General features: G+C 54.8%; 3 protein-coding genes. All 3 read right to left on the reverse strand.

Translation table 11 applies throughout. From position 1 onward, the window contains the following. Positions 1-11 precede the first annotated feature (11 nt). A complete protein-coding gene (locus ACFOTD_RS32130; RefSeq protein WP_378124066.1) occupies positions 12-413 on the reverse strand; it encodes a hypothetical protein in 402 nt (133 codons plus the stop codon). A gap of 100 nt (positions 414-513) precedes the next feature. Continuing rightward, entirely contained in the window at positions 514-9,534 is a 9,021-nt protein-coding gene (locus tag ACFOTD_RS32135; RefSeq protein WP_378124067.1) for an S-layer homology domain-containing protein, read from the reverse strand. 353 nt (positions 9,535-9,887) lie between these two features. After that, positions 9,888-13,286: an S-layer homology domain-containing protein gene (locus ACFOTD_RS32140; RefSeq protein ID WP_378124068.1), complete on the reverse strand. Its 3,399-nt coding sequence runs from the start codon at positions 13,284-13,286 to the stop codon at positions 9,888-9,890. Between the last annotated feature and the right edge of the window lie 232 nt (positions 13,287-13,518).

Genomic DNA, 13,518 nt, shown 5'->3' on the forward strand with positions numbered 1-13,518 from the left:
TTCAATATCCATCACCTCAGCGAGGCATACTTGCTCGATCGCACGAACTCGCGATGCGCTTCCTGAATCGCATTCGAGCGCATCAGCAGCTCCTCCGAGCCGCCCTGCTTCAGTTGCCCGGCAATCTGCATCAGCTTAAACGTGTTGTAATAGTTCGCATCCGCTTTGCTGCGGCTATGCTGCAAGGCATCCTCATATGCTTGGCGTTCCATCGAGAGGCTCATCGCTTGTTGATGTAGATTGGGATCATGTCGCTGCAAGTAGTCCATATCGTCAGTGCGCAGCTTCTTGCCCAGCATGAGTGTATTTCGAATAGATGCCACACGCGACTCATCCTTCGTTGCGCGTGCGTCCTTGGATGATTGCATCGTTTTGAAATATTCACTGACTGGCTGCACGTATTTTATATTCACGCCATTCCCCTCCAAATACGCGGTTGTACAAGCTGCTGCTGCTCCTCGACCGTTTCACTCAAAATGACCTTTAATCCAAGCGAACGATGGTGCTTTCCCTTTATTTCTCGGCCTGTGCGACTTTCTCCTGCCGATCGATCAAACGAATCAACATTACCACAATCTCCGCGCGCGTCGATTTGGATGCAGGCAGGAACGTCAAGTCCGGATACCCATTGATGACGTCGTTGGAAGACAGGATGTTCACGCTATTCGCTGCCCACGTCGGGATCGCGTCTCCGAAGGTTTTGCGATTGCCTTCGTCCGCCGTGAGTTGATAAGCGTTCTGGAACAATACCGCCACTTCCGCCCGCGTGATGAACGTGGCCCCGTTGACGTAATGCTTGCCGTTACGCTCCGTGCCGGCTATAAGCCCGTTCGCATAGGCGGCTGCAATATACGGCCGGCTCCACTGCGCCAGCACGTTCCAGTCGGCGAAGTACGCCGCCGCCGCGTCCAGATCGGCTTGCTTGCCGATCGGCAGTTGCCGGGCCCGGACCAGCATCGAAATCGCTTCATCTCTTCTCGTATTGCTGTTCGGCGCGAATAGGTCCGCCGTCCGGCCGAACACGATGCCTAGCTTGTAGGCTCGCTCGATGGCCTCTTCTGCCCACGCCGCTTCGGCATGCACGTCCTTGAACGTCTTCCCGGCCGATGTTCCGTTGTCCGTCGAACCGTCCGTTTGGCCGTCTGGATTTTGCCCGCTATCCGTCGAAGGCGTACTACCCGAGCCGGAGCCAGGGTTAGAACCATTTCCATTTCCATTTCCATCGCCGTTGCCGTTGCCGTTGCCGTTGCCGTTGCCATTGCCGTTGCCGTTGCCATTGCCATTGCCCGGTTCCGGATCTGTTCCCGGGTCTGTTCCCGGATCCGTTCCCGGGTCAACAGGCTCGCTGCTCTTCACGATCGAGACGTCGTCTTGCGCGACATTGCCCACGGAGTCGATCGCCGTCACGGTACTGTATGCTTGCGTGCCGGAGCCGAGCGTACCGCTAAGGCTGAACTCGCCTGCATCGTCCGCCGTCGCGCGGTTGCCCCGATCGTCCAGCACGGTCGCGTAAGGCAGCGTGCTGCCTTTGATCTGATAACGCCCTGCCGAATCGGCGACGATCTTGCCGTCCGTTCCCGTCTCGACGAACAAGACCGGCGGGAGGCTATTGTAGTGAACGGCCAGCCCGTATTCGGATATGTCTCCTTGATCGTTCTCGGCGACGATTCGCAGCAAGGTCGACCCTGCGTCTCCGTCTACGGTAATCGGCACGGATGCTCGATTCTCATAGTCATCGCTGGCGTAAACGGAAACGAACTTCGGCAGATTCGTGTCCGGGTCGATCGTTCCGTCGCTCTGCCAAACGGTGAACTTCGTATCCAAATCTTGCGTCTGTCCGTCCTCCGCGCTTACGTACGTGGTCGCGAGGTCGAGCGTAAAGTCGCTGCCTACCGTAAGCATGTTGCCCAGTTGCGAATCGTTGGCGATAGCGCCCGCGCTAGGCTTAACGTGAATGACAGGCGTCTTGACCAGCGGGACGTCGACGACGTCCGTGATCGTCGAAGGGCCATAAATATTAGCCAAGTCCGCCTCTTCATCGTCGCCCGCCAAGTCGGCGTAGGCGTAAGGCGTTACCGTAAGCTTGTAACGGTTGCCCGATTCCATCCCTCCGAGGTAAACGGTAAACGCTCCGTTCACCGCATCGTCGGCCGAGACCCCATACTCGATCGGTCTGCCGGCATGCGCGATCCGGTTGCCCGTGGGCTCGCCTTCGTCTCCAATCTCGTCCGTGTACGTCAGCGGCGACACGATCGCATTGCCATCGGCATCGTATAGTCTCACGATATACCCGTCCGCACCCGAGACGGCGTCCCATGAAGCATGAATCGTGCCTCCGCCGCCCGCGGACACGTTCACGTCGCTAATCGATCCGGGCGCGAGTGGATTGACGACGCTCATCTCCTGCTTCGCATTCACGCTCGCATACGGAATCGATCTGGAGGCGTCAGACATCGGCTTACCTATCAACGTCACTCTTGTATAATACTGACCGCTTTGCAGGTAGTTCAGATCTTGCGTCGTGAACGTATAGCTGCCGCTTGCGGCCTTGTCCGTCACATCCGCGGCGCCGACATCGGCCGTATGGATCAGCACGCCCGCGCTTCTGGCGTCCGGATCGTCGCCGTTGTCGGTCGACAGGCGGACTTCGACTTGATAGTCTTCCGTCGCCGTATCGAGACCCGTCAAATCCCAGCTTACCTGATGCGTTCCCGCATCGTAGGAGGTGTCCGCGATCTTCGGAATCGGCGCAATCGCGACGATCGAGCTGTCAAACGACCGGCTGGACGCAATCGTCCAATTGCCCGCTTGCGCGCCCAAGCGAATCATGACCATGCTCCCGGACATGACCGCCGCGTTCGCGTTCAGATCGTCGTAATGCGGCGTTCCGTCCTCCAGCGTTCTCGGATACGTCAAGCCATACGGGTTGCCCTCCGGATCCAGGATGCGCAGGTCGTCCGGATCGGCGGATACGAGCAGCGCGTAATCCTCCGTCAAGCCTGCCGGGAACGACACCGTATGCTCCGTTCTCTCGGCATTCGTCGATATCGTCGGCTCGACCGCAATCGTCCTCAGCAGACTTTGCGAGTCGCCGCTGGACGAAACGAGCCGCAAGTTGGAGAAGGCGTTTATTTGTCCGATCTCCGTACCGTTCTCGTCATACACGGTCTGTGCCGCCGGTCCCGTCTGCGCCGCAGCGATGCTGCGACGTCCCACGCTAACGGAGCGGCTGCCGAACGCGTAGTTCACCTTAAGTCCATAACCGAGAACGCTGAACGACGCGTAGGCATCCGTATTACTGAGCCCGACGTCCTGGTTGAACAGCGATAACGGACCGACGGAGAACGGGCCGACATCGATCTCAGGCACTTGGACCCTTCCGTATAATTGTCCATTGAGATTAAAGCCATTGTTTCTGTAATAAGTAAGATTGGCGTTGCCGCCTGCCAGAATAACCGAGAAATTTTTCAAAATATTAGCGGCCACCTGCATCTGATACGAAACGGAAGTATTAGTCATATAGATGCCGGCCTGGAACTTATCGAAAATATCCATCTTCAGGAGCGTAGGATTCCCGGACAAGCTGATCTGGGAAGGCCCGATCGCGAGCTCTACGCCATTAAATTCAAGCAGACCGGCACCCGGAATCAGGCTTCCGACTTCGAAATCGCCATTGAGCAAGATCAATATCGGCGCGATTCCCTTATAGTTGCCGCTGATCGTGTCCGCCAGGCCCGAGACTCCGCCTCCGACTCTCGTCAGCTTCGCGATCGGCGTCATCGGCGTTACCGGGATTCCGTTCTCTAAACCGACAATGATCTTAATCGAGTCGGGAATAAACTGACCGGTAGCATTATTCTTCTTCAGGCTCAAGCTCGAAGATAGATTCGCCAGCTTCGCGTCTATGTCGAACCCGACGGCGTACTTGCCGTTAAACGTGTCGATCGAGCCTTCCGCGCTGCCGTTGATTCCGAAACCGCCCAGCAGTTTTTTCGATAAATCCGTGCCTAGATTAATGGAACCCCCTGCCGTAACTCCCTGGAAGCTCAAGTTCCCTTGACCGTTCATGCCGTACTGGAGCCGGTCGATATTCATGTCGAGCCCAACCGTTCTGCTGCCCGGCAGTGCCATGCCGAGATATAATCTGCCGTCGAAAATAACGGAATTCCCAAGCAGCGTGGCTCCCGTAAAGCCGGCCTGCATGCCGCTTCCCACAACGGTAAGCTTGTTCTGATTTTGGAAGAGAATCTCGATGTTCTGCTTAGACGGGTCCTCTAACTCCCCATCCTCGTCCTTCGCATACTCGGAGATATATTCGATGCCCTTATTCAGCGTAATCGAGCCGTCAGCGCTCGACAGGATGCTGAACGAGCCCGCGGTCAAATTGACTTTTTTCATCGTCAATCTAACCGTGCCGTTGCTATCGTCGCTTACGTTGAACTGGCTCTGCGTGTCCGGCAGATAAACAGCCATACCTCCGTTAATAGTCATCGTGTCGCTGAACACATATTCGCCTCTCACGTTTGCGTTGACCGCGAAGCTGCCTTTGATCGTCATGAGCGAGATGCGATTGCCCATCTGCTGCTTCAAGTCCTTCTCGCTTTCCGAAGCAATGACGGAATGATTAGATCCGCCGTCCGAGACAATCGCCATATACCCGAACTTGACGTGGCTTAAGTTCTGAGCGGCCGGTATCGTAACCGATCGCTGTACGCCATTGCTGGAGACGTAATACGTAACGTCCGTCGTGCGGGACAACATATCGGCAGGTACCTGGATAACCAGGGAGGTGGCCGTCACGTCCTTTACGGCAGCCTCTAGCGTCGGATTCGGCGAGGTGCCGATGTACACTTGTCCTTGGCCATTCATATTCGTTCCAAATACGTTGATCGTCTTGAATACATCTGCCAATCTGGAATTCGGCGAGATGGAGGCGATACTCCTGAGCTTGGTTGCGCCCGGTGCGCCTCCTGCGGCCGGAGAATTCGTATCGACCGCATCATACAGCAATTCGACCAGATCGATGCTGTTCTTCGTAACGGCCGGACACGTATATACGCTCTTCGTCTGGTCCTGCGGATCAGAGCTCACATAGGTGCAGGCGTTTATGGTCTTGTTGCCGAGCCTATCTCGGAATCGTACGATCGGCGAATAGATTTTGCTCGCGTCGCCCGGCGGCGCGAAGCTGAATGTAATCGGTTCGTTCAAGCTCGTCTTGGCCGGGTAATTCGAGAATTGCCCCGTGTATGCCGTCTTGACGGGAATCGACACGTTCTCGAACTCGGCAACGATTTTTATCGACTCATCCGCCGCCAATGAAACCGGAGACGTAAGAGGCGAAATCTTGACATCGATTGTGGAGGCATAGGGATTGGCTACTACCATTCCCTTGAGATAATAAACCGTAGATCCCTTAACAAGGTACACTAGTAAGTTAGAGACGTACTTCGCCGGATCCTTGTTCACGATCTGCGTGGTGAACGTGTCACCCGGATAGTATTCCTCAAGATCGAAGGTCATCTCCGCATTCGCGTTCGACGTAATCTCCGCCTGGATCGGGATCGACACGATCTTCTGAACCAGGACCGTAACGTTGGCATCGGTGAACGGCATCACGAACGAATAGGTGCCGTCTCCTTTAACCGTTACCGGCAAGGCGACGTTCAGGAGCTTGGAACGCACTTCGATACCGGTAACCTTATACATCCGACGATTATAGCTGCCCGGATCGACGGTGACGATAGCGCCGGAATAATCCGTTGCCGGCTTGCTAACGGTCGCCTTCACGAAGTTCGAGCCTCCGGTCAGCGTCGGCGATACGACACCCGGAATCGTAGCATTCACGATGATGTCATGCGCAGCCTTGCCGTCCGTGGAGGTCACCGACAGGAAAATCGGCTCGCTCGGCATCGAGAAGGTATAGCCGAACCGATAGTTCGTCGTGTCGAACAGCGTATTCGTCGTAAGCGACGTTTGGGACGTGTTCTTGCCCACGAGCTGTATGCCTGCCGGAATAAGTCGATCCGAAGTCGTCTGCATGTTCAAGAAGTCGCCGGGAAGGAAGTAGAAATAATTCCCGTAATTATTCGGGTAGTCGCTTCTCGAGGTCGACTGCGTGAAATGGATCGTCGGAATCGTGAATCCGCTCAGGTTGCGAATATCGATTCGTTGAGCCGTATCGGTATTTACCGTAACCGTAATCAGCCTGGCAACCGCGGTCTCGTTCTTGCCGATCGTGATCTTCAAGCTCCACGGATGGTTCTCCGCGACGCCGGTCGATACGATCTCCACGCTCGAAGGCAATTCGTTGCCCTGACCGTCCTCGACGATGATGCTCTTGACGATCCCGGCGGTGAGCGGCGCGGACGGCTTCCTCGTATCGATAGATTCGTTCACGAGCGTAATGCTGTAATCGGTCTTCGAAGAAACCGTTAGCCCTTGCGCAGGAATGAGCGTACTTCCCGAATACGCGCTGAAGTCAATCGTGTTGTTGATGTTGACCTTCACCGTATCGCTAATCGCCGTCGCCGGCCAAGTAACGATAATCGTGAGCGTATCGTTCGTCACGCTTGTTGTCGACACTTGTGCCGTGAACGTACCTGCAGCAGTCAGATTGTCGATGACGACCGAGTCGTATACGCGCGCAGTCGAGTCGAATTGATAGTTCGCATCGGCGGTGAGCACATACTTCGTCTTATAACGCTTCCCGATCGCGAACGTCCCGCCGGCCGGCTGGTAGCTGCTGCCGTCATCGGAGGACCACGAGATGCTGGAGGAGGCATGGCTAAAAGTATTGCTTCCGTTCGATTGGTCGGCTCCCGTCATCGGAGCAGCCGTTCGGATTGCGATGTCCGCAGGGACGATCGTTGCCGCCCCTGTTGCCGGCCATGTCACCACGATCGTTAACGTATCGTTCGGCGAGCTTATCGTCGTCACCGATGCGGAGAATGTGCTTGCGCCGAGATTAGCGATTCGGCCCGAGAGATCTTTCGTCCCATTCTTCTCGTACGCGCCCGCCGTCGAATCGAACGCGTAATCGGCCATGGACGTCAGCACGTATTTTGTCCGATAAACTTTAGCCGCGGCGTACGTACCGGTTGCTGCCGCGTAGGAAGAGCCGCCGTCGCTTGACCAGGTAACAGCCCCCGTCGTATGCGCGAACGTATTCGTCCCGTTCGCCTGGGTCGCTCCCGTCACCGGCGCGACCGTACCGATCGAGATGTCCGTGGGGACGATCGTTGCCGCGTCTGTTGCCGACCACGTGACCACGATCGTTAACGTATCGCTGGGCACTCCCGACGTGGACACGTTCGCGCTGAGCGCAGCTCCGGCAAGATTCTCGACAACGACGGCATTGTAGGCATTCGTCCCTGAATCGAACGTATAGCCGTCGTCAGCGGTCAGTACATATTTCGTCTTATAAATCGTTCGCGGCGCATATCTCCCGCTCGCTGCCGCGTAAGAGTCGCCGCCGTCGCTTGACCAGGTAACGACAGCCGTCACATGCGGGAATGTATTGGCGCCGTCCGCCATGCTCTCGCCGGTTACCGGCACGCTCGTCCCGATCGAAAGTTCGTTGGCGGCGATCGTTGCCAATGCCGTCGCCGGCCAGATCACCGTAATCGTCAGCGTGTCGTTGGACGTGCTCGTCGTCGACACTTGCGTATGGACCGAGCCGGGACCTACGTTTGGAATCGAGAGCGAATCGTAAGCTCCCGCCGTCGAATCAAATACGTATCCCGTATCCGCGGTCAACACGTACTTCGTCTTGTAAACCTTGCCGGGCGCAAACGTACCGCTCGCGGAGGCGTAGGTCGCGCCGTTATCGGCAGACCACGTCACGCTCGCGGTCGTATGGGCGAAAGCGTTCGTGCCGTTCGCGATATTCTCCCCCGTTACCGGAGCGACCGTACCGATCGACATTCCCGATGCGTCAAGGGTCGTGAACGGCGCTGCAGCGGTCTGCGGCCAAGTGACGACGATCGTCAGCGTGTCTTTCGCCCCGCCCGATACGACCGCGGTGTACGTGCCCGATCCGAGATTGGCGATGCGGTTATTCAGTGTTTTTCCGCCGCCGGCTTCGTATACGCCAAGGGTAGAATCGAAGAAGTAGCCTGCTGCCGCCTTAATGACGTACTGCGTCTTATAAGTCGTTACAAAAGCGTAGGTGCCGCCGGCCGGATTGTAGGTCGTGCCATTGTCGGCGGACCAATTGATCGCCGCCGATGCGTTGTTGAACGTATTGGCGCCGTCCGCCATCGTTGCCTCCGCGACAGGGGCCGGCGTGCCGATTGAAATATCGTTCGGCACGAGGAGCCCCGTCTGCGGCCAGGTGACCGTAACATAGATCATTGGTATGACGTCGACGTTGCCGCTGACGGTGAATGTTCCGGAGCCTAGGTTTTTGATTCTGCTCGACAAATCTCTGGCTTTACCTTTCAGGTATTGGTCAGGCTTATCGAACCGATATCCGTTTGATGCATAGAGGTAATACTCCGATTTATAAGTCTTGCCGGATTCGAAAGCAGCCCCTGCAGCGATGTTTGGAATCCAGTCCATACCGTCAAAGTTCATGTGATTGAATGTATTCGTGCCGCCCGTCGCAACGGCGAACGGTGCCGGAGCAACCGTTCCGATCGTAAAGTCTTCGGCTCCGATGAACGGCAGGCCCGCGTCGGCGCCGGTTGTATTCCACAATACTTGCAGTGTTAACGTGTCATTGTCCCGAGTTGTCTTCGAGACTTCCGCATGCGTAAACAATGCCGTACCCAAATTGGCGATGCGGCTCTTTAAGGATTTCGCCCCGTCCAGGTAGATTCCGCTCGTCGTGTCAAAGGCATACCCTTCGTTGGCCGTAATGACGTATCTGGAAGTGTAGTCCGTGCTCCCCGCGAAAGTCCCTTCAGCCGAACGGAAACCGTTGACCGCGTCATACCAAGCGGTGACGATGGTGCCCTTACTGAACGTATTCGTTCCATCCTCCATCGCCGCGCCGACTACTGGAGCAACCGTACCGATCGAGATGTCCGAGGGCTCAATCGTCATGTTCGGCCACGTCACGACGATCGTCAGCGTATCGTTCAACGTGAACGCCGAGCTTACGGTTGCGATGAACGTCGCTGCGAACGGCTCGGGGCTTAAATGAGCGATGCGACTTGATAAGTCTCTCGCGCCCCCCTTCTCATACACGCCGGGCACCGGATCAAACACATAACCCGTATCCGCCGTCAACACATACTTGGTTCGGTAGACGGTACTCTGCGCGAACGTTCCGCTTGCAGCGGCATAGCTTGCCCCGTCCGATGACCAGGCGACAACCGACTTTCCTCCGGTTACCGTAACGGTCCCGTCGGCGATGGGTTGACCGTTCACCGGCGCCGCCGTTCCGATCGCAATATCGGTTGCGTCAATGACCGCATCCTCGTCCGCCGCTGCGGCAATAGGCAGCATCGCAACGAGGATTGCAATGGATAGGAGGATAGATATAAGCTTAGAAGCCGTCCTTGTTCTCAAGTACGAACGCAATGAATTCATGGGATCCTCCTTAGTCTGCCATTTTAGATCGACGTGCTCTTATTCCCGTAAACATCATAAAGCGTCACGATCCAAATCCATCTTTCGGTTTTCTTTGAAGCTTGCTTGTTGTCATGCTTATACCTCCACTTGATGATTAGCGCTAACTGTTTAATCCCATCTTATCTCACCCCTATGACAAACTTATGATCAACTCTAAATGAGCATAGGATGGTGTTGCAGACAGCGTATAAGCTGGCATCGTAATAGGCGAGTAGCGTTTTTATAACGCATAACGAAAAACCACCGCATACCGAACGATCAGGTCTGCGGTGGCCTTCTGTGCAGTCCAAGCCTTATCCTATCTTGTTCATTTAATTGCCAGCCTCGATCAAATTCGAGTACTGCAACAACCGATGTACCATCGCAACAACCTCAGCTCTGGTAATATAAGCCCGGGGCTCCAGCAACTCCATTGTACGACCGTTGATTACCCTCGAAGCTACAGACAGAATTGCCCCCTCCTCCGCCCAGGCAGCTACATCATCGGCATCCTTGAAGGAAGTAAGCGTGTTTGTTAACCGATCGCTTTCCGCCAGTTGTTCCTTCAAGCCCGTCATTTGCATTGCTCGGACCATCATCGTCATCGCCTCCTGACGGGTAATCTTGTTCTGAGGACGGAAGCTTCCATCCTCATACCCGGCAATCAGGCCAAAATCGGCGGCTGTGCTAATGAAATCCGCATACCATTCGGAGCCGATTACATCCGTAAACGGCACATTGCCCGGCTCCGGACGCAAACCAAGTCCGCGTACCATAATAGCGGCAATTTCGGCGCGGGTAATGTCTGCATCAGGATTAAACCTGCCGTCGCCATCGCCGTTGACAACCAAGCGAGAACCCATGTTATTGACCGAAGCCTCTGCCCAATGTCCGGCCATGTCGTCAAAGGTTATCGGATTCCAGATAACGACATAATCACTATTCGTCAAGCTGTTGATTAGCGCATAGTAGGTGTCATTTACCTTTGTCACTTTTGTTGGTACATGACGCAGGGTTCCATCTGGTTCCAACACAACGCCCGTTGTAATCCGGTTCGGATCCATTCCCTCCGGCAAGGCTACCGTCCGCTCGGCATACACGCTATAATCGTTTATTTCGATGCTTTTCCCGTTATTCATGGCTTGAACAGTGAAGGTAAGCGGAGGCGCGATCAAAGTAACGCCATATGCCTCGCTAACACGCTTAGCAGCTTGTACAATTGCGGAATTCGCCAACTCAATACGGATTTGCAGTTGTACATCCTCCGGCTTCACATGATCTCCGAATTGCTTCGTCAGTGAATCAATCTGGAACTGCTTCGCCGGGATCCGGTACGAGCCAGTTGGAATGTCCAGCACAAGCGTCGCATCCCGACGCTCCATCTCCTGGATCATGTCTCCGGTCAGTTGGCCGATGACGATATCGGCTTGCTCGTGCCATAGAATCGTCACCACCGCTCCGTATCCTTCCGCCTTAAGCTGGGCCTGCAGCTTCGCTTGATCAACATCGATCGTAGTCAGCGAACGCCCCTGCTCCGTCGTCTGTGTCGCCGCCACTGCATACTCGATCATGCCGTTAACCAGAACCTCAGCACGCTTGATAGGCGCAGCCGGATTGCCGACATAGCCACCGTGATCTTCTTTCACTACATCTAGGACTACCGCCTTCACCGTATTGAAGCCTACGATACGACTTGCCGCATCGAGCTCAGCAACAGCTATGAGATCGCCATGAACCGCCGGAATGATGCCGTCAGTTGGCAAGTTTATATAACTGGTCCATGTCTGCCCTTGCGTCGGTTCTACTGCCTCTCCCTGGCCGAAGTTGAAATAGACCAGACTGTTGCCCGCTCCGGCGCTTGCTACTATTTGCGTCTTCCCATTGTGCTCCTCTCCGACCGGATCGACAGAGAACACCTCAAGCTCGGCCGCCGAAGCAGCTACTTGAGCCACCGTCTGACCGAATCGAACAACCTTGCCGTTCGCATTAATCACGGCTACGGCAAGCTTGTCGCCATCCTCGGCTTCAATCAGCCCTTCCGCCGGCAGCTCGGAATAGCCGACTAGCTCCTCGCCTACGGCAGGTACCGTTACACTGCCGCTACCCACATTCAGATAAACTAACTTATTGCCTTGTCCAATCTGTTCTGCAACAGACACAGTGGTCCTACCATCGTTCACCTTGCCCACGGGATCGACGGATGTCACCGTCAGTCCGCCGGCATCGATGGTGAATGCAATATGCGAAACGGATGACTCGTTACCTGCGTTATCAATGGTCTTGATATGTGCGTAGTACGTTCTGCCAGCCTGCAATCCATCGACTTCAAAGCTGGCGTTCGCAGTCGTTAACGCATGGCTCGGTGCAGTGCCGGGATTCTCATCCACCACCACCGCGTATCCCTTAATTCCGGTCGTGACCGTTGCCGACGCGGGTGTCGACTCGCGGCTGCTGCCGTCCGCGTAGGAGAAGGCCTTCAGATAATAGTCATATGAGCTCCCATTATCCTCCGCTTCAGTCCAGGAGATCTGCTTCTTGTCAGTCGAACTGCCCGCAGCTACGAAAATGTCGCCGTTGACCGCGCTTGGCGAAGCCACATCCTGCGACTTCCGGTCGTCGAACTGGTTCGCAGTCGATATCTGAGCCAGATAGAATAGCATGTTCGCCAAAATCTTCTGTTCATCCGCAGTCGCTGCTCCATTGCTGTGTCCAGTCTGAATGAGCGCCGTATTGTTCCAGGTCGTCAGGTAGAAGTTATTACTTCCTTTATTGCCGTCGAGCGTATTAACTTCCTTATTGTCTCCCCAAGAGGTATTTATAAATTTAAACCATACATCGCCCCTCGCGAACTGAAAATAGCTATGCGATTCGGGTATGTTCAAAACATCCCCGAGGTCCCCCAAAGCAAATGGATAGTTCATCGGAAACCCCCGACGTTGAATAAGCACCTGCTGGCTTCCTATTGTCGGAACAAGCTCGGGATTGTTATCCCTCACATCCAACTTCAAATATTTTTGGGCCAAATCGATAAAGTTGAAATGGTCACCGATTGCTGTATCATGCCCGAACAGCACGCCTCTGCCAAGCTGGATAAAGGCCTCTACCGCATGATGCGCTTCCGCCGATAAATCCATTTGGTTATTGGTATCCCATGCGCCAAAATACAGCACGTCATACTCGTAGGCTCCGTCACTGTCCTTCGCCAGATAATGGGCGTAATTCGTACTGGTGTCGTTGCCGTTGAAATCATCCAGCGATACTTTGTCCACTTGCATGTCGTAGCCATCAGGAGCGCTTTCCATAATGCTCCGCATCCAGTTCTGCAAACCATCCGAACCTTCTATTCTCGGATACACATTCAACACCTTGATATTCGTCTTCAACGGAATCGACTGGTAGTCATCTTGGCCGTCAACATCGCTATCCTTCTGATACACCATATAATATTCCTGCCCCGCTAGAGAGGAGGTCCACTGCAATTTCACCAGATTATTCACGCTGTCGCCTTCGGCTGTCAGTACAGGCGCTCCAGCGATGCTCAACGCAGATGCGTCAGATCTTTGCGCGGATCCACCATAGGTATTGCCTGGCACACTACTGTCGGCATCCGCCGATGCTGATGCTTGAACCGTCGCCTGGTGCACAGGCAGCAACGGCGTGACCATGCTGATGACCAGCAGCCAGATCCAAATCCATCTTTTCGTTTTGCTTTGAGACCTATTTGTTGTCATGCTTGTACCTCCATTAGATAATTAGTGCTTAGTGCTTACTCCTTACTGCTTAGTTTTTAATCTCATCTTATCTCAACCCAATGACCAATTTATGATCAACATTAAAAGGGGCTGTCCCAAAAGCCCTTTGAAGTTGAAGCAACAAGCTGGAATGAAGCCGAAATAGCCAAACGGGACGAAGCAGGGGAGTTTCCTGCTTCGTCCCGTTTGCGTTTTTGGTCGATGGCGACTT

Source organism: Cohnella sp. GCM10012308 (assembly GCF_042649185.1).
GTDB lineage: Bacteria > Bacillota > Bacilli > Paenibacillales > Paenibacillaceae > Cohnella.

Bases quoted from the DNA above. Each gene is read 5' to 3' on its own strand.
- ACFOTD_RS32135 (WP_378124067.1), bottom strand. From the start codon at position 9,534: ATGAATTCATTGCGTTCGTACTTGAGAACAAGGACGGCTTCTAAGCTT.
- ACFOTD_RS32140 (WP_378124068.1), bottom strand. From the start codon at position 13,286: ATGACAACAAATAGGTCTCAAAGCAAAACGAAAAGATGGATTTGGATC.